Source organism: Streptomyces sp. NPDC051286 (assembly GCF_044455345.1).
GTDB lineage: Bacteria > Actinomycetota > Actinomycetes > Streptomycetales > Streptomycetaceae > Streptomyces.
Map to the genome: position 1 here is coordinate 114,172 of NZ_JBITER010000016.1, position 24,534 is coordinate 138,705.

Annotated in this window: 21 protein-coding genes; 13 read left to right on the forward strand and 8 right to left on the reverse strand. The window is 71.2% G+C overall.

Annotated features, from left to right (window positions below):
• The first annotated feature begins 125 nt into the window (after positions 1-125).
• The 4 genes from bioB to ACIBB8_RS18505 all read left to right on the forward strand — a co-directional run bounded on the left by bioB (position 126) and on the right by ACIBB8_RS18505 (position 4,271).
• Positions 126-1,310 carry a biotin synthase BioB gene (gene bioB / locus ACIBB8_RS18490; RefSeq protein WP_398953387.1) on the forward strand — a complete coding sequence of 395 codons (1,185 nt, stop codon included), beginning with the start codon at positions 126-128 and terminating at the stop codon, positions 1,308-1,310.
• The gene (locus tag ACIBB8_RS18495; RefSeq protein WP_398953309.1) at positions 1,303-2,607 is read left to right on the forward strand and encodes an adenosylmethionine--8-amino-7-oxononanoate transaminase; all 1,305 of its coding nucleotides are present in this window, start codon (positions 1,303-1,305) and stop codon (positions 2,605-2,607) included. Before bioB ends, ACIBB8_RS18495 begins: the two co-directional genes overlap by 8 nt.
• 1 nt (position 2,608) lies before the next feature.
• Positions 2,609-3,304, forward strand: coding sequence for a dethiobiotin synthase (gene bioD / locus ACIBB8_RS18500; RefSeq protein WP_398953311.1), 696 nt, complete (start codon positions 2,609-2,611; stop codon positions 3,302-3,304).
• A 283-nt stretch (positions 3,305-3,587) separates the two neighbouring features.
• On the forward strand, positions 3,588-4,271 hold the full coding sequence (locus tag ACIBB8_RS18505) for a class I SAM-dependent methyltransferase (protein ID WP_398953313.1): 684 nt from the start codon (positions 3,588-3,590) through the stop codon (positions 4,269-4,271).
• A gap of 231 nt (positions 4,272-4,502) precedes the next feature.
• Here the strand turns inward: ACIBB8_RS18505 and ACIBB8_RS18510 are convergent, their stop codons facing one another.
• From ACIBB8_RS18510 to ACIBB8_RS18520, 3 genes are all read right to left on the reverse strand, one after another.
• Positions 4,503-4,970, reverse strand: coding sequence for a hypothetical protein (locus ACIBB8_RS18510; protein WP_398953315.1), 468 nt, complete (start codon positions 4,968-4,970; stop codon positions 4,503-4,505).
• A 64-nt stretch (positions 4,971-5,034) separates the two neighbouring features.
• On the reverse strand, positions 5,035-5,406 hold the full coding sequence (locus ACIBB8_RS18515) for a fic family toxin-antitoxin system, toxin component (RefSeq protein WP_366695697.1): 372 nt from the start codon (positions 5,404-5,406) through the stop codon (positions 5,035-5,037).
• On the reverse strand, positions 5,403-5,630 hold the full coding sequence (locus ACIBB8_RS18520) for a hypothetical protein (RefSeq protein ID WP_024493431.1): 228 nt from the start codon (positions 5,628-5,630) through the stop codon (positions 5,403-5,405). The genes ACIBB8_RS18515 and ACIBB8_RS18520 overlap by 4 nt, the downstream gene beginning before the upstream one ends.
• Before the next feature lie 120 nt (positions 5,631-5,750).
• Here ACIBB8_RS18520 and ACIBB8_RS18525 point away from each other — a divergent pair, with 120 nt between their 5' ends.
• The 6 genes from ACIBB8_RS18525 (at position 5,751) to ACIBB8_RS18550 (ending at position 12,482) form a co-directional block, all read left to right on the forward strand.
• Positions 5,751-6,632, forward strand: a complete 882-nt coding sequence (locus ACIBB8_RS18525) for an LLM class F420-dependent oxidoreductase (protein WP_398953318.1) — start codon at positions 5,751-5,753, stop codon at positions 6,630-6,632.
• A gap of 54 nt (positions 6,633-6,686) precedes the next feature.
• Entirely contained in the window at positions 6,687-7,112 is a 426-nt protein-coding gene (locus tag ACIBB8_RS18530; RefSeq protein ID WP_398953320.1) for a GNAT family N-acetyltransferase, read from the forward strand.
• Positions 7,113-7,308: 196 nt separating this feature from the next.
• Positions 7,309-8,646, forward strand: coding sequence for a hemolysin family protein (locus tag ACIBB8_RS18535; RefSeq protein WP_398953322.1), 1,338 nt, complete (start codon positions 7,309-7,311; stop codon positions 8,644-8,646).
• Positions 8,643-9,662 (forward strand): hemolysin family protein, encoded by a 1,020-nt coding sequence (locus ACIBB8_RS18540; protein WP_398953324.1) that lies wholly within the window; start codon positions 8,643-8,645, stop codon positions 9,660-9,662. Before ACIBB8_RS18535 ends, ACIBB8_RS18540 begins: the two co-directional genes overlap by 4 nt.
• 369 nt (positions 9,663-10,031) lie before the next feature.
• Positions 10,032-10,877 carry an SGNH/GDSL hydrolase family protein gene (locus tag ACIBB8_RS18545; protein WP_398953326.1) on the forward strand — a complete coding sequence of 282 codons (846 nt, stop codon included), beginning with the start codon at positions 10,032-10,034 and terminating at the stop codon, positions 10,875-10,877.
• A gap of 330 nt (positions 10,878-11,207) precedes the next feature.
• Entirely contained in the window at positions 11,208-12,482 is a 1,275-nt protein-coding gene (locus ACIBB8_RS18550) for an APC family permease (protein ID WP_398953389.1), read from the forward strand.
• 87 nt (positions 12,483-12,569) lie between these two features.
• On the opposite strand, the gene ACIBB8_RS18555 is transcribed toward ACIBB8_RS18550, so the two are convergent.
• From ACIBB8_RS18555 to ACIBB8_RS18575, 5 genes are all read right to left on the reverse strand, one after another.
• Positions 12,570-13,478, reverse strand: coding sequence for an alpha/beta fold hydrolase (locus ACIBB8_RS18555; RefSeq protein ID WP_398953328.1), 909 nt, complete (start codon positions 13,476-13,478; stop codon positions 12,570-12,572).
• 138 nt (positions 13,479-13,616) lie between these two features.
• A complete protein-coding gene (locus tag ACIBB8_RS18560; RefSeq protein ID WP_398953330.1) occupies positions 13,617-16,379 on the reverse strand; it encodes an ATP-binding protein in 2,763 nt (920 codons plus the stop codon).
• 333 nt (positions 16,380-16,712) lie between these two features.
• On the reverse strand, positions 16,713-18,128 hold the full coding sequence (locus ACIBB8_RS18565; protein WP_398953332.1) for a dihydrolipoyl dehydrogenase family protein: 1,416 nt from the start codon (positions 18,126-18,128) through the stop codon (positions 16,713-16,715).
• Between the two features lie 67 nt (positions 18,129-18,195).
• Positions 18,196-18,639, reverse strand: coding sequence for a VOC family protein (locus ACIBB8_RS18570; protein WP_398953334.1), 444 nt, complete (start codon positions 18,637-18,639; stop codon positions 18,196-18,198).
• A gap of 232 nt (positions 18,640-18,871) precedes the next feature.
• Positions 18,872-21,643: an AAA family ATPase gene (locus ACIBB8_RS18575; protein WP_398953336.1), complete on the reverse strand. Its 2,772-nt coding sequence runs from the start codon at positions 21,641-21,643 to the stop codon at positions 18,872-18,874.
• 466 nt (positions 21,644-22,109) lie between these two features.
• On the opposite strand from ACIBB8_RS18575, the gene ACIBB8_RS18580 reads away from it, so the two are divergent.
• From ACIBB8_RS18580 to ACIBB8_RS18590, 3 genes are read left to right on the forward strand one after another with little or no spacing between them, the layout of a single operon-like run.
• Positions 22,110-22,610 carry a MarR family winged helix-turn-helix transcriptional regulator gene (locus ACIBB8_RS18580; RefSeq protein WP_398953338.1) on the forward strand — a complete coding sequence of 167 codons (501 nt, stop codon included), beginning with the start codon at positions 22,110-22,112 and terminating at the stop codon, positions 22,608-22,610.
• Positions 22,607-23,266 carry an NADPH-dependent F420 reductase gene (locus tag ACIBB8_RS18585; protein ID WP_398953340.1) on the forward strand — a complete coding sequence of 220 codons (660 nt, stop codon included), beginning with the start codon at positions 22,607-22,609 and terminating at the stop codon, positions 23,264-23,266. The genes ACIBB8_RS18580 and ACIBB8_RS18585 overlap by 4 nt, the downstream gene beginning before the upstream one ends.
• Complete coding sequence (locus ACIBB8_RS18590; protein WP_398953342.1) at positions 23,263-24,366, forward strand: LLM class flavin-dependent oxidoreductase; 1,104 nt, start codon at positions 23,263-23,265, stop codon at positions 24,364-24,366. The genes ACIBB8_RS18585 and ACIBB8_RS18590 overlap by 4 nt, the downstream gene beginning before the upstream one ends.
• Positions 24,367-24,534: the final 168 nt, after the last annotated feature.

The following is a 24,534-nucleotide window of genomic DNA, read 5'->3' on the forward strand; positions in this document are numbered from 1 at the left end:
GGCAGCCCACAGACCCTAACCGGGGGCGCGGCCCGTCATGGTGTGGCCATACACACACGCTCTGTGGGCTCTATTGTCCGGTTCCTCCTTGGCTGCGGGGGGTGCCGTAAGCCAGGATCATGACCATGGACCTCCTGAACACGTTGGTGGACAAGGGGCTGCGGCGCGAGCTGCCGACCCGCGAAGAAGCCCTCGCCGTGCTGGCGACCTCGGACGACGACCTGCTCGAAGTGGTGGCCGCGGCCGGGAAGGTGCGCCGTCAGTGGTTCGGCCGGCGGGTGAAGCTGAACTATCTGGTCAATCTCAAGTCCGGCCTCTGCCCCGAGGACTGCTCGTACTGCTCGCAGCGGCTCGGCTCGAAGGCCGAGATCCTCAAGTACACCTGGCTGAAACCGGACGAGGCGTCGAAGGCCGCAGCCGCCGGGGTGGCGGGCGGTGCGAAGCGTGTCTGTCTGGTGGCGAGCGGCCGCGGTCCGACGGACCGGGACCTCGACCGGGTGTCGCAGACGATCGAGGCGATCAAGGAGCAGAACGAGGGCGTCGAGGTGTGCGCCTGCCTCGGTCTGCTCTCCGCCGGGCAGGCAGACCGGCTGCGCTCTGCGGGCGCCGACGCGTACAACCACAACCTCAATACGTCCGAGGGGACGTACGGGGACATCACCACCACCCACACCTATGCGGACCGGGTGGAGACCGTCCAGCAGGCACAGGCCGCGGGACTCTCGGCGTGCTCCGGGCTGATCGCCGGGATGGGTGAGAGCGACGCGGATCTGGTCGACGTCGTCTTCTCGCTGCGCGAGCTGGACCCGGACTCGGTTCCGGTGAACTTCCTGATCCCGTTCGAGGGGACCCCGCTCGCCAAGGAGTGGAACCTCACCCCGCAGCGCTGTCTGCGCATTCTGGCGATGGTCCGGTTCGTCTGCCCGGATGTCGAGGTCCGGCTCGCGGGCGGCCGCGAAGTGCATCTGCGCTCGATGCAGCCGCTCGCCCTGCACCTGGTCAACTCGATCTTCCTAGGTGACTATCTGACCAGTGAGGGCCAGGCGGGACAGGCAGATCTGGACATGATCGCGGATGCCGGTTTCGAGGTGGAGGGCGCGGGTACGACGACGCTGCCCCGGCACCGTACGGACGCGGCGGCCGAGGCGGAGACCGGTGGCGGCTGCGGCTCGCACGCGGGGGGCTGTGCGCCCTGTGGTGACGTGGCCGACGAACCGGGGGACGCCGAGGCCGGCGTGCCGGGCGCGCGAACGGATCTGGTGGCGGTCCGCCGTCGTGGCGCGGGAACGGATCTCGCACCCAATGCCTGAACCCCTCTCCCCGGCCGAGCTGAGGACCCTGGACCGGGACCACGTCTGGCATCCGTACGGCCCGATGCCGGGCAAACAGGAGCCGCTGGTGGTGGAGTCCGCGTCCGGGGTACGACTACGGCTCGCCGAACCAGCCTACGGGCAGAGCGAGTTGATCGACGGCATGTCGTCCTGGTGGTCGGCGGTGCACGGCTACAACCACCCGGTGCTCAATGATGCGGCGCGTGGCCAGCTGGACCGGATGAGCCATGTGATGTTCGGCGGGCTCACCCATGAGCCCGCCGTGCGGCTGGCCGCCAGGCTGGTCGAGATCACACCGGAGCCGCTGCGCCATGTCTTCCTCGCCGACTCGGGTTCGGTGTCGGTCGAGGTCGCAGTGAAGATGTGTCTGCAGTACTGGAACTCGACCGGAAAGCCCGCCAAACAGCGGCTGCTTACCTGGCGCGGCGGCTACCACGGGGACACCTGGCAGCCGATGTCGGTCTGCGACCCCGAGGGCGGCATGCATGAGCTGTGGTCGGGGGTGCTGCCGCGACAGGTCTTCGCCGACGAGCCGCCGGGCGGTTTCGGCGAGGAACCGGATGACACGTACGTACAGCACCTGTGGGAGCTGATCGCGCAGCATGCCGATGAACTGGCCGCGGTGATCGTGGAGCCAGTGGTGCAGGGTGCGGGCGGGATGCGGTTCCACTCTCCCGGCTATCTGCGGGTGCTGCGCGAGGCGTGCGACGCCCATGACGTGCTGTTGGTGTTCGACGAGATCGCGACCGGTTTCGGACGCACGGGGAAACTGTTCGCCGCCGGGCATGCCGGGGTCTCCCCCGACGTCATGTGCGTCGGCAAGGCGCTGACCGGCGGCTATCTGACGATGGCGGCAACCCTCTGCACCTCACGGGTGGCGGACGGTATCTCGCGCGGCAAGGTCCCGGTGCTTGCGCACGGGCCGACCTTCATGGGAAATCCGCTGGCCGCATCGGTGGCCCTCGCGTCGATCGATCTGCTGCTCGGCCAGGACTGGCAGCGGGAAGTCAAGCGCCTGGAAGCGAGGTTGCTGGGGGGCCTGGCCGAGGCCCGTGCGATCACAGGTGTACGGGACGTACGCGTTCTGGGCGCCATCGGCGTCGTACAGCTCGATCACGACGTGAACATGGCGGCGGCCACCGAGGCCGCGGTCCGTGAGGGCGTGTGGCTGCGCCCGTTCCGGGACCTGATCTACACGATGCCGCCGTATGTGACGGGCGGCGACGATCTGGCGCGAATCTGCCGTGCGGTGTGCGCGGCGGCGCGGGAGGGCTGAGATGTCGGTACTGATGGTGAGCGGTACGGGTACGGAGATCGGCAAGACGGTCGTCACCGCGGCCGTGGCCGCGGTGGCGGTCGCCGCCGGGCGTTCGGTCGCCGTACTCAAGCCTGCCCAGACGGGCGTTGCGCCGGGCGAGCCGGGCGATGTCTTCGAGGTGCGCAGGCTTGCCGGCGAGGCGGTGACCGGCCTCGAACTGGCCCGGTTCCCCGAGCCGTTGGCGCCGGACACGGCCGCGCGACGGGCGGGCCTGGCGCCCGTGCGCCCGGAACAGATCGCGGAGGCGGCCGAGAAGCTCGCCGCCGAGCACGATCTGGTGCTGGTCGAGGGCGCGGGAGGGCTGCTCGTACGGTTCGACGACGAAGGCGCCACGCTCGCGGACGCGGCGCGGCTGCTCGGCGCTCCGGTCCTGGTCGTGGTAGCCGCCGGGCTCGGCACGCTCAATTCCACCGCGCTGACCTCGGAGGCGCTGCGCGCGCGCGGGCTGGAGTGCCTGGGCGTGGTCGTGGGCAGCATGCCCGCCGAACCGGATCTGGCCGCGCGTTGCAATCTCGACGATCTGCCGGTGGCGGCGGGCGCGCCGCTGCTGGGCAGCGTACCGGCGGGCGCGGGCACCCTCAAACCCGCCGAATTCCGTGCCCGGGCGGCGAGTTGGCTGACCGCGGAGTTGGGCGGGAACCGGACCGCCGACTAGGGCGTAGCGCCGTCCGCCCGCAGGGCGGGCCTGGCGGCGTCTGGTGCGTGCGATCGCAAGGCGGAGGGTCGCCCCGATACCGGTCGTATCGGGGCGAGCCCGACAACGCAGCGAGCGTGCGGGCCCGGCGTCGCCAGGCAGGCGCGGCTGAGCGGCCCGGGACGGGGCAGAATCAAAGTAGCCGTACTTTACCGGCCGGATTTCTCACGTCGGGCAGCTCCGGTCGGGCGGCCCCGCCCGACTGAGCCGTCCGGTGCAGCCGGTCCCGTCGAGGAGGTCCGTCATGCACCTGCGGAGCACGAAGATCCCCAAGGACGCGGTCCACCACCCGGTCTTCGCCCGGTTCTACGCCCGCATGAGTGTGGCGGCGGAGACCAGAGCCGGGATGGCGGCCATTCGCTCGGAACTGCTCGCCGGCCTGTCCGGACGCGTCATCGAGATCGGTGTGGGAAACGGCCTGAACTTCGCCCACTATCCGCCCGCCGTCTCCGAAGTAGTGGCGATCGAACCCGAGCGCAGCCTGCGGCAGTTGGCGGTACGGTCCGCGCTGCGTGCCGGCATTCCGGTGGATGTCGTGCCGGGTGCCGCGGAGGCGCTGCCGGTGAAGAGCGAGGCGTTCGACGGGGCCGTCGCGTCACTGGTGCTGTGCACCGTACGGAATGTCGAGCGGTCGCTCGCGGAGATCGAGCGGGTGCTGCGTCCCGGCGGGGAGCTGCGCTTCTTCGAGCATGTGCGGGCTGATGACCGCGCCATGGCGACGGTGCAGCGGACACTGGACCGCACAGTGTGGCCGCTGCTGGGCGGCGGGTGCCATACGGCGCGGGACACGCTCACCGCGATCGAGGAGGCCGGGTTCGTGGTCGAGACGTACCGCAAGGTGAAGATGCCGGACTCGGGGATCCGGCTCCCCACCTCAGCGTGCGTGCTGGGCGTGGCCCGCCGGACGACCGTGGTGGACGCCTCCTGAGGCGTGCGGGCCTGTCCTTCGGATCAGGCCCCAGGGCCCTCCGGGCAAGCTTTGCCCCGTCGCGCCGCCCAGCACGCACGCTCGCTGCGTTGGCCGAAAGCCCTGGTAGCTCCTTCCCCGAGCTCTCAGCTCCGTTCGAGCAGGGGAGACCCCATGCAAAGCCTTCCGGCCGCCGTGCGATCGCACGCACCGGACGACGCTCCTCATGAGGCACACCTTGCCGTCACGGCACTAGTCGTCCTGCTCCAGCCGGTCCGCGAACGCCCGCAGCGCGTCGGCGAGGTCCTTCTTCGTGGGCAGTTCGTCGATCTTCTTGTCGAGCTCGTCGATCCGCTTCTCCAGGTCGTCGAGGCTCGCCGGTTCGCTGGGGGCGGGGCTTCCGGTGGGATTCGGACCGACTGTGGGGTCCGGGGCTCCGGTCGGGCTCGGCGCCTCGCTCGGGCTGGGGTCGACACCGCCGCCCGAACCACTCACGCTGCCGCCGTCTGTGCTGCCGACAGTGTCGCCGCCATCGGTGCCGCCGCTGACCCCGCCCGTGCCGGGTTCGGGCTCGGTCGTCACGGTGGGGACAGCGGTCGGATCGGCCGAGCCCTCGTCCGGCGCGGCGACGGCGATCGCTCCGCCGACTCCGAGCACCAGGGCCGCCGCCGCGCCCACGACCGTCATTCGTCTCGCACGCATGTTCCTTATGTGTGTCATGAGCCGGACGTTAACGATGATTCACGACGGAAGGCGGTATTCCGGGAATCTCACACAAAAGGATTCACAGACTCCACTGGCGTAGTTCGTCGGCGATGGCCCGGACATCGGCCTTGCCCTCCTTGACCAGCCGGGCCAGGTCGCGCACCTGCTCGGGCGAGGTGATGACCTTCAGCCCGGAGGCGACGAGGTAGCCGTACGCGACGGCCGAGCCGAACATCGCGTTGGAGTGTTCGAGCGCGGGGACATGGAGGAGCAGCTGCAGGAGCGCGGCAGCCCTGGAGTGCGGATCGCTGTAGACGGGGCTGCCGAAGATCTCCGCCTCATGACGGGCGACCGCGGCGACGAGCGCACCCCAGTCGACGACCTGCGGGTCACCGGGCGTCTTGTGCTCGGCGACCATGAGCAGCCAGGAAAGGTCGATCCTGAGGTTCAACGGTTACCTTTGCGCTCCGGGCCGAACTCCTCGGCGAACACCGACTCGTACTGCTTCATGAAGTCGGCAGCCGCTTCGACAAAGGTGTGTCCGACTTCGCCCGCATCCTGCTTGACGAGCTCCTCTATGTAGCGGTTCACGCTCATCCCCCTCTGCAGCGCGCGCTGCCGCGCGGCCTCGGCGGTGGCCTCGTCCACTCGTACGTTCAGCTGAGTCTTGGGCACACCACCAAGCTAGCGCTGGATTGCTAGCACCGGCAAGGGGGCGATTCGGCGTACAGATGCGGCTCGCCCTTGGCAGAGTAGATGGGCCGTCCATCGAATGTCCCGACGCAAGGAGAGTTCATGGTGAGGCCATTTCGATTCGGAGTAAACATGCTGACGCCGACCGGTGGGCATGAGTGGCGCGCCCGATGCCGCCGCGCGGAGGAACTCGGCTACGACGTCATCCTGGTCCCCGACCATCTGGGCATGCCGGCCCCCTTCCCCGCACTGGTGGCCGCCGCGGAGGCCACGGAGCGGCCCCGTGTCGGCACCTTCGTACTGAATGCCGCCTTCTGGAATCCGACGCTGCTGGCCCGCGAGGCGGCCGGTACGGATGCGCTGACCGAGGGACGCCTGGAACTGGGGATCGGGACCGGATACGTCCGCGAGGAGCACGACCGGGCGGGCATCGAGTTCCTCTCCCCCGGCGGCCGGGTGGATCATCTGCGGCACACGGTCGAGGAGTTGGACCGCCTGCTGCGCGACGACACCCAGCTGCCGAGCTCCGCGCAGAAGCCCCGGCTGCCGTTGCTGATCGGCGGGAACGGGGACCGGGTCCTGCGGCTGGCGGCACAGTTTGCTGAGATCGTCGCGTTCACCGGCGCCGTCGGCGACCGGAACGGCACGCTCACGCCCCTCACCGCCGAGCAGCTCGACGGGCGCGTCGCCGCCTACCGGCGATTCGCCGCAGGACGGGAGAGCCCAGCCGAACTGAATCTGCTGATCCAGCACGTCCGGGCCACCCACGACCGTCGTGCGGCCGTGCGCGAAGTGCTGCCGCGGACACCTCACCTCGACGAGGACCAGGTACTGGCCCTGCCGCTGGTCACGGTGGGCACGGTCCGGCAGATGGCCGAACAGCTCAGAGAACAGCGGGAGCGCTACGGCTTCTCCTACCTGTCGGTGCTGGAGCCGAACATGGAGGCGTTCGCACCGGTCCTCCAGGAACTCGCGGGGAGCTGACCGCGTGGCGGAACTCGTTCGACGGTGCGGCGGACCCGGTGATGGGGTACGGACATGAATGATCTCGCAATCCGCGCAGCAGCACCGGCCGACCTCGACGCCGTCCTCGCCTTCTGGAAAGTGGCGGCGGAAGGCACCAGCATCAGCGACGACCGGAACGGCGTCGAACGGCTGGTCGCCCGCGACCCCGGAGCCCTCATCCTCGCGGAACGTTCCGGCGAGCTGGCGGGAACCGTGATCGCAGGCTTCGACGGCTGGCGGTGCCACCTCTATCGGCTCGCGGTCCATCCGGGCCAGCGGCGGCAGGGCGTCGGCCGGGCGCTGCTGACAGCGGCGGAGGAACGATTCGTGCAGTTGGGCGGACGGCGTGGCGATGCAATGGTGCTGAACCGCAACGAGCTCGCACACCGCGCCTGGCACGCGGCAGGGTATGTGCCCGAGCCTCAGTGGAGCCGTTGGGTGAAGCATCTCAAGGACTGAGACCGGGGGCTGGGGCACTCGCGAAGATCGCCCACACGCCATGCAACTTTGCCCGTCCTTTACCATGGGTGTTCATAGCACCGCCCCCTTCCGAAAGGTGTGAACGTCCGCCCATGGGCGAGCCTCCCAGTAGCCGACATCGCCGACGCCAGGCGAGCCTCCTGCCCCTGCCCGACCATGGGACGGAGGTGAACCGATGACCGAAGTGCTTCTGCTGCTCGTGGCGGTCCTGCTCTCGCTCGCCTGCGGTGCCTTCGTCGCCGCCGAGTTCTCTCTGACCACGGTCGAGCGCGGCCAGCTCGAACGGGCCGTGAAGCGGGGTGAACGGGGCGCGGCGAGCGCCATGAAGGCGGCGCGCAGTCTCACCTTCCAGCTCTCCGGCGCACAGCTCGGCATCACCGTCACCAATCTGGTCGTCGGCATGCTCTCCGAACCGTCGATCGCGAAGCTGATCCGCGGTCCGGTGGAGGCCACCGGCCTGTCCCCGAGCGTCTCGTCCTCGCTGGCGCTGGTACTCGGGACGGCACTGTCCACGGTCTTCCTGATGGTCGTCGGCGAACTCGTCCCGAAGAACTGGGCGATCTCCTCGCCGCTCGCCGTGGCGAAGGCCGTGGCCACCCCCCAGCGTGCCTTCACCGCGATCTTCCGGCCTTTCATCAGCCACCTCAACAACACGGCCAACCGGATCGTGCGCCGCTTCGGTCTCGAACCGGCCGAGGAGCTGGCCTCCGCCCGCAGCCCGCAGGAGCTGGTGGCGCTCGCCCGCCACTCGGCCAAGGCCGGCGCGCTGGAGGCGGACACCGCGGAGCTGTTCGTCCGCACCCTCAATCTGGCCGAACTGAGCGCGGAGAACGTGATGACCCCGCGGGTGCAGGTCACCGCGCTGGAGGTGCAGGCGACCGCGGAGGACGTCGCCAATGCCACCCGGGCGACCGGGCTGTCCCGCTTTCCTGTCTACCGGGGCAGCCTCGACACCGTCGTCGGTGTCGCGCACATCAAGGACGTCCTGGCGATCCCGGCCGAGGAGAGGCACCGCAAGCGCGTGTCGGAGATGTTGCGCGAGCCCCTGCTCGTACCGGAGAGCCTCACGGTGGACCGGCTGCTCGACAGGTTGTCCAGCAAGTTCCCGATGGCCGTCGTCATTGACGAGTACGGCGGCACGGCCGGCGTCGTGACACTGGAGGACATCGTCGAGGAGGTCGTCGGCGAGGTGCGCGACGAACACGACCCGCACGAGACGCCGGACCTCGCACCGGCCGGCGAGGACGCCGACGGGCGCACCCTGTGGTCGGCCGACGGCGCCGCCCGCATGGACCAGTTGCGGACGATCGGACTGCGGGTGCCGGACGGACCGTACGAGACGCTCGCCGGACTGATCGCCACGGAAGTCGGCCGGATCCCTGTCGTCGGTGACTTCATCGAGCTGGCCGGCTGGCGGCTCGACGTCGTGGACGCCTCCGGGCGCCGCGCCGCGCGGGCGCTGCTGCACGCACCGCTGCCCGGCTCCGACGACGAGACGGAGGACCGACGATGACTGCCGTCCAGCTCTTCATCGGTCTGTTGACCCTGGTCGTCAACGCATTCTTCGTCGGCGCGGAGTTCGCGCTGATCTCCGTGCGCCGCAGCCAGATCGAGCCCCAGGCGGAGGCCGGGAACCGGCGTGCGCGAAGCGTCATCTGGGGTCTGGAACATGTGTCGGCGCTCCTCGCGGCGGCGCAGCTCGGCATCACGCTCTGCACGCTGGTCCTCGGTATCGTCGCCGAACCGGCCATCGCGCATCTGCTGGAGCCGGTCTTCGACGTCGTTGGTGTGCCGCACGGACTGGTCCATCCGATCTCGTTCGTGATCGCACTGTCCTTGGCGACGTATCTGCACATGCTGCTCGGCGAGATGGTCCCGAAGAACGTCGCACTGGCCGAGCCGGTACGGGCCGTGCTGTTGCTCGGTCCGCCGCTGGTCACCCTCGCCAGGGCGCTGCGCCCGGTGATCTTCACGGTCAACGCCTTCGCAAACACCCTGCTGAAGCTGCTGCGGGTGGAAACGAAGGACGAGGTGTCTTCGACGTTCTCCGACGACGAGCTGGCCCGGCTGGTACAGGACGCCGGTGACGCCGGCCTGGTCGACGACCGCGCCGCCGAGCGGTTGCACCACGCCCTGGAGCTGGGCCGTCGACCGGTACGGGATGTCGTGCTGCCGGTCGAGCAGGTGGTCTACGCCCGGGTCGGTACGACGCCCGAGGAGCTGGAACGGCTCTCGGCCGAGACCGGATTCTCGCGCTTCCCGGTGCTGGACAGCGAGCAGCGGATCCTGGGGTACCTCCATGTGAAGGACGCCCTCGACGCCGCGCCGCATGACGTGCCGTTCCCGGTCACGGCGATGCGGCCGATCGCCCGGGTGCGGGCGGCGACGCCCCTCGACGACGTACTGACCGCGATGCGCCGGAGCCGTACGCATCTGGCGGCAGTGACCGGCGAGGACGACAGACTCGCCGGCATGGTCACGATGGAGGATGTACTGCGCGAGCTGGTCGGACGGCCGCAGGCACGCTGACGGAGGGACCGGGGGTACGCGGTGGGGGTACGCGGCAGCGCTCACGGGCGTGGCCCTCGACGGGGGCGCGAGCGGCAAGGCCACGTGGCGGGGGTCCGCCACGTGGCCGGCCGGGAGTCCGGGACAGGCTGACGGACCGCGGCAGTCTCCCCCCGCACTCTGATCATTCGCCCTGGCCGTAGAGCTCCTCACGCTCACTCCCGGCCTGTTGCCGACCGGGCTGCACACCAGGATCGGCCTCGTCCGGTCGGCCAGGCTGATCGCCTTCGCGCGGGTCCTGTGCGGCCGGCCCTCGGCGACTGCCCCCGCCACCGGACGCGGCGCCGGCCCGGAAGGGGCCGGACCCCACCGCGATACGATCGCACGGCCATGGAAATGAATGCCTCCTACACCAGTCTTGTCGCGGTCGGCGACTCATTCACTGAGGGCATGTCGGACCTGCTGCCCGACGGCTCGTACCGCGGCTGGGCCGATGTTCTCGCGGGCCGGCTCGCTGCCCGCACCCCCGGGTTCCGGTACGCGAATCTCGCCGTGCGCGGGAAGCTGATCCGCCAGATCGTGGCCGAGCAGGTCGATGCGGCCGCCGCCATGCAGGCGGACGTCGTCACGCTGGTCGGCGGTCTCAACGACACCCTGCGGCCCAAGTGCGACATGGGCATGGTGCGCGGTCAGCTGGAAGAAGCTGTGGAACGCCTCGCGCCGTCGTGCAAGAGGCTCGTGCTGATGCGCAGCCCCGGCCGCAACGGACCGGTCATGGAGCGCTTCCGCCCCCGCATGGAGGAGCTGTTCTCCCTGGTCGACGAGTTGGCGGACCGCCACGGTGCGCTGGTCGTCGATCTGTACGGGGCACCGGCACTCGGCGATCCTCGGCTGTGGGACGTCGACCGGCTGCATCTGACGGCCGAGGGACACCGCAGGGTCGCCGAGGCAGTCTGGCAGACACTCGGACTGCCGCCGGAGCACGACTGGCAGACGCCGCTCCCCGCCGCGGTGCCCCCGCGGTGGGCGATACGGCGGGTCGACGATCTCCGCTTCGCGCGGCAGCATCTGGCGCCGTGGATAGGGCGCCGTCTGACCGGCCGGTCGTCCGGGGACGGACGGACCGGCGCCCAGTTCAGCGCCGAGCTGGGGAGGGCATTCTGGGTCACCCCTGAGGACGTCCTCGACCCGGGCCCGGTCGCGACGTGGCGCCGTGTGGATGGCGCCGGCCAGTAGTGCCGCGTCAGAGGATCAGAGGGGGAGCCGAAGGACCTGATCGAGGTCTGGGCGCTGCTCGAAGACACGGGCTGAACCCGGCCCCGTAACTCCCGTCCTCCCCCGCACACGGACCCTGGAGCCCCTCGGCCTCGCACGAGGGGCTCCGGCCACGCGTGGGCGAGGCCATCGCCTCGTCACCTTCGGTCTGTACGGTGCGCCCCTACGGACAGCGGTTGCGAGTGGAGGCAAAGAGTGAGTGGCGTGGCAGGTGCGCCAGGCGGTGGTGCGGTCGGCGCTGACGGGTCCGGCGGTGGCGACGCGTCCGGCGGCGGTGGCCTCGGACGGCGACTGGGCGTTTTCGACGCAGTGGTCATCGGGCTGGGGTCGATGATCGGGGCCGGTGTCTTCGCCGCATCGGCCCCCGCCGCCGGGGCGGCCGGGTCGGGGCTCCTGATCGGTCTGGGCGTGGCCGCGGTCGTTGCGTACTGCAATGCCACGTCCTCCGCGCGGCTCGCCGCCCGCTATCCGGCCTCCGGCGGGACGTACGTCTACGGACGTGAGCGCCTGGGAGATTTCTGGGGCTACCTGGCCGGCTGGAGCTTCGTCGTCGGAAAAACCGCCTCGTGCGCGGCCATGGCCCTGACGGTCGGCGCCTACGCCTGGCCGGGCCAGGCCCATGCCGTGGCGGTCGGCGCCGTGGTGGCTCTCACCACCGTGAACTACTGGGGCGTACAGAAATCCGCATGGCTGACCAGAGTGCTCGTGACGGTGGTCCTCGCAGTCCTGGCCGCCGTCGTCACCACGTGTCTGACCGGCGGCCAGATCGAGCCATCCCGGCTGGCGCCCGGGGCGGACGCCACGGCGGGCGGGGTGCTGCAGGCGGCTGGGCTGCTGTTCTTCGCCTTCGCCGGATACGCCCGCATCGCCACGCTGGGCGAGGAGGTCCGCGACCCGGCCCGCACGATCCCCCGTGCCATCCCTCTCGCTCTGGGCATCACCTTGATCGTGTACACGGCAGTGGCCGTCGCGCTGTTGTCGGTGCTCGGGCCTGCCCGGCTCGCCGACGCCTCGGCGCCGTTGGCGGACGCGGTCAGTGCGTCCGGCGCGCCCGGACTGGCGCCGGTGGTCCGCATCGGTGCGGCGCTCGCCGCACTAGGTTCCCTGCTCGCCCTCCTCCTCGGCGTCTCCCGTACGACGCTGGCCATGGCCCGCGATCGCCACCTGCCGCGTTCCCTGGCCACCGTCCACCCTCGGTTCGCCGTCCCGCACCGCGCAGAACTGGCCGTAGGCGCGATCGCCGCCCTCGTGGCCGCCACCGGCGATCTCCGGGGCGCGATCGGGTTCTCCTCGTTCGGCGTCCTGCTGTATTACGCCGTTGCGAACGCGGCCGCCTGGACGCTCACGCCGTCCGAGGGCCGCCCTCCACGCGCCGTGCCGGCCCTCGGTATGGTGGGCTGTCTGGTCCTGGCATTCACGCTTCCCCTGCATTCGGTTCTGTCGGGCGCGTGTGTGGTGCTGGTCGGTGCGGCTGCCTACGGCATCCGCAAGGGCGGGCGCCCGACGCCCAGGCTGATCAGGCGACGGACGCCGTCGCCGAAGATGATCGATGGGCCTCCGGAGTAACGGGGCGCCGCGGCCGATCCGGTGGCGTGGGCCGCGGCGCGTGTTCTGCCTGGTAACGAGCATGGGCCGGACGGGCGGGGTGACGAATCAGTCGTGTGACGGTGTCTCGGCCGCTCGGTCGTCCACCGTCGAATCACCTACTGCCGCAGGCCGCGAGGCCGTTCCTTCGCCCAGGAAGTCCAGGAGGGCCCGGTTGACCTCGTCGGCATGCGTCCACAGCAGGCCGTGCGGTGCGGCGGGGATCTCGACGTATACGGCGCGCGGCAACAGCGCATGCAGCGGCCTGCTGGTGGCGTCGATCGGGAGCAGGCGGTCGTGGGTGCCGTGGACGATGAGCACCGGGACGTCAATCGCGGCGATGTCGGTGCGGAAATCGGTGATCCAGGTCGGGATCACCGCCACAGCCGCCCGCGGTGATGCGGCGGCGGCAATGTCCAGGAAGGCCTTCGCCGCCTCGGCGTCGAACCTGGTGCCCAGGTTCTCGTCGGTGTTGAAGAAGTCTCGGCGCAGCTCGGCGAAGCGTGCCTGCGGATCGCGGCGCGCCTCGGCGATCAGCACGTCGAACGCCGACAGTTCGATTCCGTACGGCGTTTCCTCCGTGCGCAGCAGGTACGGGCCCAGGCCGGCCAGAAAGACCGCTTTGGCCACCCGTGCCGCATCGTAGGTACCCAGGTAGCGGGTGATCTCACCGGTTCCCGCGGCATGGCCGACCAGGACGGTCTCGGTCAGGTCCAGCCCGGTGAGCAGCGCGTCCAGGTCCGCCGCCAACGAGTCGTAGTCGTAGCCCTCCGCCGCATGCGACGAACGGCCGAACCCGCGGCGGTCGTACGTGATCACCCGGTGGCCGGCGGCCAGCAGCGGCGGGACCTGTCGGTGCCAACTTCTGCCGTCGAGCGGGTAGTCGTGGATCAAGACCACGGGCTGCCCGGTGCCGTGGTCCTCGTAGTAGAGCTCGACCACGGTGTTGTCGTCGTGGCCGGCGGTGATGTACGGCATGGCGATTCCCAGGACGGAAGTCTGCGTGGATGCGGGAGCGGATGCCCCGGCTTTCGGCCAGCCTGTCCGTACCCGGTCCGGGTCCGCATCGGTCATCCGACTGCGATGCGACGGTCCCGCGCTCCGCACGGGACGGGCTCAGCCGAGCCGGGCCAGTGCCGGGGCGAGTTCCCGCCGGGACGCGACGCCGAGCTTGGCGAAGACCTTGCGCAGGTGCCATTCGACGGTGCGCGCGCTGATGAAGAGTTGCGCGCCGATCTCGGGGTTGGTGTGCCCGTCGGCGGCGAGCCGCGCGATGAGGGCCTCCTGCTCGGTCAGCGTGCCGGCCGGCGCGGTCCTGGGGTGGTGGACCCGTTCGCCGAGGGCGGCCAGTTCGCGGCGGGCACGCTCGGCGAACGCCTCGACGCCCAGGCCGGCCAGGACCTCGTGGGCGGTGCGCAGTTCGGCACGGGCGTCGGCACGGCGGTTCTCGCGGCGCAGCCATTCGCCGTACTGCAGGTGGGCACGGCCGAGTTCGGGGCCGAGTCCGGTGCGGCCGAGCCGGTCGACGGCCTCGCGGTACCGGGTCTCCGCGGCGTCGCCGGTGCTCAGCAGGGCCCGTACGCGCGCCTCGACCCCGAGGCCGAAGTCGGTGCCGCTCGCCTGCGTGGATGGAACCAACCGGTCGAGGGCTTCGCGGGCGCGCTCTGCCTGCCCGGTGTGTACTGCGGCCTCGATCAGTTCGGCCAGTGCCCATGCCGAGCAGTACAGCCCCGGCAAGTCCGCGGCGGACGAGACGGCAAGCCCCAGCGCCTGCTCGTGGCGGCCGAGGCCGTTGAGCAGGATCGCGCCCGCCCAGTTGACGTAGGCCGCCGCAACGCCTTGTCGTCGCGCGTGTGCCTCGGCCGCAGCGGCCGTGATCAGCGGCAAGGCCTCGTTCGCGTCGCCGCGCAGGGCGCCGAGCAGCACCGCGATGAACGGGGCGATGGTGGTTCCGGTCGCCGCGCAGACCGCGTCGGACTCGGCGAGCAGCGCGGCGGACGTCGCGAAGTCGCCTGCCCAGCTTGTGGTGGTGGCCAGAGCCGCCAGCAGGATGGGCAACCGGTCGAACGCGCCCGCGAGACGCGCGCATTCGACCTGGCGGACGAGCATGTCGTGCCAGGCCCGGTGGTCCCAGACCGCGCTCGCCGAGGCCTGGGCGAACCAGCCGAGGAGGAGCTCCTCCTGCACGTCGATGTCCAGGCCGGTGAAGAGGGCGTTGATCTCCCGAAGCGCCGGCGCCGCTTCGGCGGGGCCTGCGATGACCAGCAGGCTGAGGGCGTCCAGGAGCAGATCGGCGGTGACCGGCGCGCCTTCCGACGGCGGGAGTTCGCGCGCGGCGCGGGATATCTCGCCGAGGTCCGTGCCGACGGTGAGGCCGCCGGCGAATACGGCCGACATCCATGCCGTCAGGTAGGTGTCCCGGGCCAGGTCGTGGTCCAGCGGAGCCAGGCGCCGAGCTGCCTTGAGCAGTTGCGGCGGCGCCGTGCCGTCCAGCGCCGAGGCGAAGCCGACGTGGCCGCGCAGCATGTCGACCCGGGCTCCCTGCAACTCGTCCAGCGGCCCGGCTTCGGCTGCCGCGAGCAGGTTCAGGGCGGTGTCGAAGGCGCCGGCCTTCAGGCCGGCCTCCGCGGCCGCGAGGGTGCGCTCCGCGCGGCGGTGGGGATCCGTGCTGAGCGTGACTGCGTGTTGCAGGAACGCGGCGGCTGCGGCGGGCCCGCCGCGGGCGAGGGCTCGGGCTGCCGATGCCTCGAGTTCCGCTGCGGTTTCCTCGTCCGGTCCGGAGAGCGCTTGGGCCCGGTGCCAGGCCCTCCGGTCGGGGTCGGACGCCGGGTCGGTTGCTTCCACCAATGCCACATGGGCCGCGTGCCGCTCCGGCACCGAGGCCGAACGGTAGACAGCGGAGCGCAGCAGCGGGTGACGGAACCACACTCTGGTGCCGAAGTCGGCCAAGCCCGCCTCGACCGCGGGCGTGGCGGCGTGGAGCCGGACTCCCAGAATCCCGGCGGCCCGCCACACGAGTGACGCGTCACCGGACGGGTCGGCGGCGGCGAGCAGCAGGAGCTGCCTTGTTTCGGGCGGGAGTTCCGCCAGGTCGCGGCGGAAGCCGTCCTCGATCCGGCTGGACAGGGATATCGCGTCCGGCAGCCCGAACCCGCCCGCCAGTCGTTTCCGCGCAGCATCGCGCAGCCACTCGAGCAGAGCGAGTGGGTTCCCACCGGATTCTCCGACGATCTGATCCCGTACGCGCGCGTCCAGCGGCCCTGACAGCGCCGCGCGAAGCAGTTCCCGGGCGTGCGCGTCCGACAACCCGGTCAGGCGCAGTTCCGGAATCCCGGCCAGGTCGCCGCCGGGTGTCCTGGTGCCGAAGACAACACCGACGGGGTCCGCGCCGAGCCGTCGGGCGACGAACCCGAGCGCCCCGGCCGAAGCTCGGTCGAACCAGTGGTGGTCGTCGACCAAGCACAGCAGAGGCTGTTCTTGGGCGACCTCGGACAGGAGGCTCAGCACCGCCAGCCCGACCAGGAACGGCTGCGGCGGAGCTCCCTCGGTCAGGCCGAAGGCCGTGCCCAACACATCGCGCTGCGGCGCCGGTAAACGGTCGAGCCGGTCGAGCATCGGGGCGCACAGCTGGTGCAGGCCCGCGAATGCCAGTTCCCTCTCGGCCCGGACGCCGACAACACGCAGGACGCGGCAGCCGGTCGCGTCCTGGGTCAGGTGGTCCAGCAGCGCCGACTTACCGATGCCCGGGTCGCCGCGCACGACCAGGGCCTGGCCCTCCCCGGCACGGACGGCATCCACCAGCCGGGCGAGCCTGTCTCTTTCGCGGGCCCGGCCGACGAAGGTGGTCGTGCGGCCGGGCTCGCCCGTCAATCGGCTCATCACTCGCACCTTACGGGTCGTCGGCGGCCCCGGCGGCCGACGGCACGGAGTGGCTGCACCGTCCCCGTCCGTAGTGGGATGCGAGCACTCACACGATCCCCCCGTGGGAATTCCTAGCGCGGCCAAGCCGTTCGACGGGACGGCAGCCGATCGTGTCATGCCGCAGGGATGCTCACAACCGCGCGGCATCCATGAGGCCTGGGCAAAGCCGCGCGGGTCCCGAGGGCGCGGATGTCGACGGCGATCGTTCCGCCAGTCCCGGGAGGGACGGCCGCCTGTCCCCGCCGTGCGCCTCGACGGCCATCTCCACAAGGTCGGACACCGGCGCTCCGTTCATGCCGAGTGCCAGGTCGTCGGACCCGGCACCCGTGCGGCGGTGATCTTGCGGTGGAGTTCTTTCAGCCCGGTTGCGTAGGCCTCGGAGAAGGTGGGAAAAGGCTGGACGACGTCGCGCAGTATGCGCAGCGGCACCGCCGCCCGGATCGCCACGGTGGCTTGCTGTAGCCACTCGCCCGCCTCGGGGCCGAACGCGTAGGCACCGGTGAGCTGTTCACCGTCGCTGAGGAGGGTCAAGAACGCCGGGAACTCGGCGTAAGCCCGGGTATACGTAGCCGTCTTCGCCACCTCGGCAAGCGGGACGGTCACGCTGAACCGGTCCTCGACCATGCCGACGGAGGCCGCCTGCGGGTCGGTGCACACGACGTTCGGCACGGCCCGGTAGTCCGCTGCACGCGGTTCGCCGAGGATGTTGGCCGCGACGATCTCGCCCTGGTACTTTCCGACGTGGGTGAGCAGACGGATGCCGGTGACGTCGCCGACCGCCCAAAGCCCTTCTCCGGCACGGAGGTTGCAGTCGACGGGAATTCCGTCGGCCGCGGCGTCGATGCCGACCGTCTCCAGGCCGATCCTGGCGACTCGGGGGCGGCGGCCCGCAGCGACGAGCAGCCGGTCGCCGCGCCTCTCGCTGCCGTCGTCGAAGGCCAGGACGCAGTCCTCGCCCTCGCGCCGTGCGGCGATCGCCCGCACCCCGAGGAGGACCTCGACGCCTTCTTGGCGCAGCACTTCGGCGAGTGCCTCGCCCAACGGCGCGGGCTCGCACGGCAGTACGCGAGTCCCGCTCGCGGCGAGCACCACCTCGGCGCCGAGCCGACGCACGGCCTGCGCCATCTCGACGCCGGTGGGGCCGCCGCCGAGGACCAGCAGCCGCCGCGGGACGGCCACCATGCCGGTGGCCTCGCGGCTGGTCCACAGTCCCGGAAGTTCGGCCAGTCCGGGAACGGGGGGCACGATCGGTTCCGAACCGGTGGCGACGACCACGTGCGCGGCCGTGTACCGGGCGCCGCCGACCTCGACGGCGCCCGGCCCGGCCAGCCGCCCCGCACCGCGGAGCAAGTCGATGCCCTTCCCCGCCAGCCAACGCTCCTGGCCCGCATCGGAGTAGCCCGAGACCATGAAGTCCCGCCAGGCCAGGGCCGCCGCGGCGTCGACCCGGGCGTGCGCCAGGGCGCCCCGGGCCTGCCGGACGGACTCGCCGTGGCGGAGCAGCGTCTTGGAGGGGATACACGCCCAGTAGAAGGATTCGCCGCCCACCAGGTCGCGTTCCACCAAGGCGACCCGCATCCCGCCGTCGGCCAGTTCGCCGGCGCAGTGTTCGCCCGGCGAGCCGCCGCCGATCACGATGACGTCGTAGTGGTGCGTGTCGTGTGCCGCGGCCGCCGGTCGGGCTGCGGGTTCGTGCGTCGTGGCCATGGGTCTCCTCGTCCAGGGCGTCCGGCCTGGGCGCGGGGGCTCCGCGCCGGGGGTGGTGGTGCCCGGGTCAGCGCCCGGGCAGGCGGGTGGTGACCTCCTGGACGAACCAGCCGTTGCCGTCCGGGTCGTCGAAGGACAGGAACGAACCGTAGCTCTGCCGTTCCGGCGCCATCCCGGCCACGCGGCCTTCGGTCCCGGCGCGATGGAAGACCCCGCCGGCGTCGTGGAACACACCGCTCACCGGGACGCCGCGGCCGGCCAGATCGGCGTGTGCCGCCTCGATGTCGTCGACGACCAGCACCATGCCGTGCATCGACCCCGGATCGGCGGGGGTGACACCGGTGCCGAAGATGACCGACGCCGGGGAGCCCGGCGGTGTCAGCTGCACCACCCGGAAATCCGCGCCCGTGGCGATGTCCGCGTCCTCGCGCCAGCCCAGTTCCTTGTAGAAGGCCTTGGCCCGGCCCACATCACTCACCGGGAGAACCAGGACCTCGAGCTTGTAGTCCACTGCCGTTGCTCCTTTCGGGTAGCCCCGGCCGCCGTCGGCACCGGGGGCACGAACGTCCATGGCGGCGGCCGGACTCAGACGGCCGCGCGCCCCGCTCGTCGTCGCGTTTCCAAGCCTGCGCAGACCGGCCGCGGCCCCGCATCGGTCATCCGACCGTCGACGGCGCGGCGGTGTGCACACAGTCATCCGACCGAGGCCGCGGATCCGGCCGCCGCGGCCGCACGGAAGGAGGTCAGGCCTTGCCTTCGAGCGCGTTCAGCGCGTCGCGCAAGGCCGCGCGCGAGGTGATCCTGAGCTTCGGGAAGACCTGGTACAGGTGGGCGCTGACCGTCCTCGGCGACAGGAAGAGACGCTCGCCGATCTGCTTGTTCGTCAGGCCTGATGCCGCCAGGTGCGAGATCTCCAGCTCCTGAGGTGTCAGCACGGTCCTGGTGGCGCCTCGGGTCGGCTGTCCGGAGGCACGAAGCTCCTTGCGGGCACGCTCGGCCCACGGGGTGGCGCCGAGCTGCACGAACGCGTCCAAGGCGGCCGTCAGCGGCTCGCGTGCGCTGTTCTTCTCGCTGGTGCGCCGCAGCCGTTCGCCCAGTGCCAGCCGGATACGTGCCGCGTCGAAGACCCAGCGGTCGGCGCCCGGCGCCGACAGGGCTTGGCGGAAGTGTGCGACCGCTTCGTCGTCGGGGGCGCAGAGACCGGCCGCGCCCGCGACGAGCATCGCGTACCGGTCGGACATCCGGTCGATCCTAAGCTCGCGCAAGGCCCGCACATGTGCGGTGGCTTCGTCGGTGCGACCGGTGTGCATCCCCGCCTCGACCAGGTCGTACATTCCCCACAGCGCGTGCGCGGTGTAGGGGGCCAATGTCCCGGCCGGGGTGACGGCGGTCGCGTGCCGGTAGGCCGCCTCGTAGTCGGCACTGCCCAGGCAGACCAGGGCGCGCGCCTGGTTGGCGAACGCGGCGGCGGCACCGACGCCTCGCCGGGTCGCCCAGCGCAGCATCCGTTCGGCGAGGGCGTCGCCGGCCTCGGCATCGCCCCGTGCGCCGTGCAGGAGTATTTGGTTGAACTGGAAGTACCAGGCGAAGAACGGGTATCCGGCATCGCACAGGGCCATGCCCTCGTCGACCAGCTGCTGCGCCTCGTCCCACTCGCCGACCAGGAAGTCCTCCATGCACAGGTGCATGAGGGCCCCGAGATGTCTGCGGACGGGCCCGCCGCCGTCCCGGCCCGACTGGACCAACTCCCAGAGTTTGTCTTTGATTTCGCCGACCCGGTCGAGGTAGACCGTGGCGGTTGCACCGCGGACCAGAAACGTCGCGTCCGGCGCGCGGCGCAGCAGCTCGCGTACCTCGTCCAGGTCGGCCAGGGCCGCAAGACCGGTGCGCGCCGGGTCCGGGAACGTCCGCGCGGCGAGCGCCAGCATCGGCGGCGCGGCCGGCTTCAGCTTGCCGACCGCGTCGACGAACGGCACCCACAGGTCCTCGCGTCCGCTCCACCAGGAGACCAGGAGGAGGGTGTGCATCGCGTCGATGAGTGCGGGGTCTTCGGCGTCGTATGCCGGTCCGGCCTCGTTGATCGCTGCGGTCAGCAGCCGGTGCGCGACGTCGATGTCGGCTTCGGTGTTGATGAGGACATACACCGCGGCGGCCGCCGCGTACAGGGCGCCGCTCCCCAGGGGTTCGTCGCTCTGCACACGCCGCAGGAGGTCCGATGCGTTGGCGACGTCCCCGGTCGCCTCGGCGCCGATGTACGCCGCCTCGGCCAGGCGCCGGCTCCGGTCGTTCGCATAAGGACTCAGATCTGCCGCCCGGGTCAGCGCCGCGACCGCGCCGACCGCGTCGCCGCGGCGCAGTGCCGAGTGCCCGGCGTCCTGAAGGAGTCCGGCGACCTTCTCGTCCGGCTGCATCGCGGCCTCGGCGAGGTGCCAGGCCATGCGCTCGGGCCGGTCGGTCAGCGCGTCTGCCAGCGCCAGGTGCGCGGCGCTGCGCTCGGCCAGCGTCGAGGCGGCCACGGCCGCGGCACGGATCAGCGGGTGACGGAACGTGAGGCGCCGGGCGGCGGTGTCGATCAGGACGAGGCGTTCGCGTTCGGCAGCGGCCAGGGCTGCCTGGGCGTCCCGGTCGGCCCCGACGGCGCGGCGCAGGACGCCGGGGTCGCCGGTGCCGTCCAGCGCGGCCAGCAGCAGCAGACGGCGCCCGGCCTCGGGCAGGGCGGTCACGCGGGCGACGAACAGGGACCGCAGGCGTTCGCTCAGCGGCAACACGGTCGGCAGCTCTTCCCGCGCGGCCTGTTGGGCTCCCGTGAGTTCGGCCGGAAGTTCAAGCAGGGCCAGCGGGTTCCCGCAGGCTTCCGTGACGACCCGTGCGCGCACGCGGGCGGCGAGCCCGGGGTAGCGGGCGGCGAGGAGCAGGTTCGCGGAGTCCTCGTCCAGTGGTGCCAGCGTGAATTCGTCCAGCCCGCCGTGGTCGAACAGGCTCTGTCCGTCAGTGCGGGAGGCGGCCACGAAGCCGACCTGGTTGCCGAGACGGCGGGAGACGAAACCCAGGACGACGGCGCTCGCCCGGTCCAGCCACGGCAGGTCGTCGACGATGAGCAGCAGCGGCGTCTCGGCCGCGGCTCGGCGCAGCAGCGCCAGCGTGGCGTTGACCAGGAGCAGCCGGTCCGGGGCAAGCCCGGGGCCGAAGCCGAGTGCCACGTCGAGGGCGGCACGGTACTCGGCGGGCAAGTGCTCGCGGTCGTCGAGTACCGGCATGAGGATCTGGTGCAGTCCGGCGAACGGGACGTCGGCCTCGAACTCGACGCCGTCGGCGCGCAGGACCCGGGTCCCGGCCTCGGCCGCCACCTCGGCCACCGCGTCGAGCAGTGTCGACTTCCCCACGCCGGCCTCGCCGACGATGTGCAGGCCACGGCCGCGCCCGGCGCCGTCCTCAAGGAATTCCAGCACCCGCTGCACGTCCTCGATGCGGCCGACGATGTGAGATCTCCGGCTCCACGGTCCGCTGCCACTCATCGCTCTCGTCTCTCTTCCGTTGTCCGGGCCGGGACCCGCGCCGCCTGCCACACGGGTCCGGATCCGGCCAGGGATGATCCGGCCCCGAAGGTTGCGGGCCGGCGGCCCGGACAGCACCGGGGACAACGTTCCGGACGGCCGGAGGACGCAGGGCGGACCGGCGGGTGCCGGCCGTGGACGGTCTCCGGTCCGGGTTCGGCGCGCGCGCGGCCGCGACGACCAGCGTGCTCGGCCGGCCCCGGGGTTCGCGCCCGTGGAAGTCCCTGGCCTGCTGCAGGACACCCTGGTGTGCCCCGGGCGCTCCGGTGCGCATGGCGCCGCATTCCAAGCGGCGGCGACGCGGCAAGCCCGGGTGTCCCGGGACCCGCCTGCGCGGCCGAGGCCGGCCCGGGCCGAACCCTCCGAATGATTGACGCGTCAATCACTTTGGCATATGGTTGACGCATCAATCATATGGAGGTGGCGGATGGCGAGCGAACGACCGGGCCCCGCCGGTGCGGCAACCGCCCGGCGCCGACTGACATCGGCGGAACTTGCCGTCTGGCGATCGCTGCTCGACACCACCGGCGAGTTGCAGCGGCGCCTCGGTGCGCGGATGACAGCCGACTGCGGGCTGTCTCCGTCCGACTACCACGTCATGGTCACGCTGAGCGAGGCGCCGCGCCGTCGCCTGCGGCCGTCGGCGTTGGCCGAGGCAATGGACTGGGAACGCAGCCGCCTCTCCCACCAGCTGGGCCGGATGGAAAAGCGCGGGCTGATCCGCCGCGAGGAATGCGCCACGGACAACCGCGGCTCGGAGATCGTGCTGACCGACTTAGGGGCCACCGCGTTCCGTGCCGCCACGGCACCGCATGCCCGCGCGATCAAGGAGCATTTCGCCGACGCCTTGAGCGCGGACCAGTTCACCGCGCTCGCGGACGTCCTCACCAGCCTGAGCCGCCACATTTTCCCGGAGCGTGAAGCATGAGCGCCCACACCCGGCCGAACTCCGACCCGCGGCCCCGCATCGCCGTCCTCGGCGCCGGCCACACCGGCCCGGTGCTGGCCAGGGTGCTGGCCGAAGCCGGCTACCCCGTGTCGATCGCGGCCTCCGGCGATCCGGAGAAGATCGCGCTGATCATGTCGTTCCTGGCGCCCGACGCCAAGCCGCGCTGGGCCGCCGACGCGGTCGCCGAGGCCGATGTCGTGATCCTCGCCCTGCCGCTGCACCGCTTCGCCGACCTCGACCCGGACCGGTTCGCCGGAAAGATCGTGATCGACACCATGAACTACTGGCCGCCCACCGACGGCGTGCACGCCCTGTTCGAGGACCCCGCCCTGGGCTCGAGCGAGATCGTGCAAGCCCATCTGCCCGGCGCGAAGGTCGTCAAGACCCTCAACCACATCGGCTATCACGAGCTCGACGAGTCCCGCCGCCTCGCCGGTTCCGCGCACCGCCGAACCCTCGGCGTCGCGGGCGACGACCAGGAGGCCGTGGCCCTCACCGCCGCAATCCTCGACCGCGTCGGCTACGACACAGTCACCCTGCCGTCGCTCGAGGCCGGCCGGGCGTTCCAGCCCGGCGGACCCGTCTTCGGTGCCGACCTCACCCGCGACCGATTCGACCTGGAGGTTTCATCATGACCACACCCACCGCCGCAGGCTCCGGGTACACCGAGGCCGCGAAGGAGTTCCCGCTGGAGTTCGGGCTGGACACCTTCGGCGACCGCGTCGGCAACGCGCAGGGCCGGCCGCTGTCCCACGCCCAGACCATCCGCGACGTCGTCGAGCAGGGCGTACTGGCCGACCAGGTCGGCGTCGACGTCTTCAGCATCGGCGAGCACCACACCGAGGACTTCCCCATGCCGGCCGGCGACATCGTGCTGGGCGCGATAGCCGCCCGCACCGAGCGCATCCGCCTGGGCTCGGCCGTCACCGTACTCAGTTCCGACGACCCGGTTCGGGTGTTCCAGCGCTACTCGACGCTGCACGCGCTGTCCGGCGGCCGCGCCGAAGTGGTCATCGGACGCGGTTCCAGCACCGAGTCGTTCCCGCTGTTCGGCTACGACCTGGCCGACTACGAGGTGCTGTTCGACGAGAAGGCGCGCCTGTTCGCGCAGATCCGGAACGGAGGACCGGTCACCTGGCAAGGCACCACCCGCGCCGCACTGACCGACCAGGAGATCGTCCCGTTCACCGAGGACGAACAACCGCTGCCGACCTGGATCGGCGTGGGCGGCAGCCCGCAATCCGTACTGCGCGCCGCCGAACTGAACTTCCCGCTGCTGCTGGCCGTCATCGGCGGCAACCCGCTGCGCTTCGTGCCGTTCACGCAGCTGTACCGCAAAGCCCGCGCCGCCACCGGCCGCCCGCAGCTCCCGATCGGGCTCCACACGCCCGGCCACATCGCGGCCACCGACGACGAAGCCTTCGAGCAGTTCATCCCGCACATGCAGGAAACCATGCGCAAGCTCGCGCCCATTCGCGGATTCCGGGTGCCGGACATCGAGCAGTTCCGGCACGAAGTCGGCCCGGACGGCGCGCTGTACGTCGGCTCGCCCGAGACGGTCGCCCGCAAGATCGCGGCCAACCTGCCGCAACTGGACGCGACGCGCTTCAACCTCAAGATCGCCATGCCGCAGATGCGCCAACGGGACATCCTCGAAGCCGTCGAACTGTACGGAACCAAGGTCGTCCCCCGGGTCCGGGAGCTCATCGCCGAACAGCAGGACACCGGGCGCTGACACGATGCCGCCGGGGCGGCGGACGGCGGCCGGCCGCCGTCCGGCACGCCCCTGGCGTGGCTCCAGCCGCATGACAAAATCACGCTGCACTGCGGCCGGATGGCCGTATACGCCGAACTCTCGGAGGAGTACGTGAATTTCAGCGCCGGGGCGCACGCCCCGGGGGCG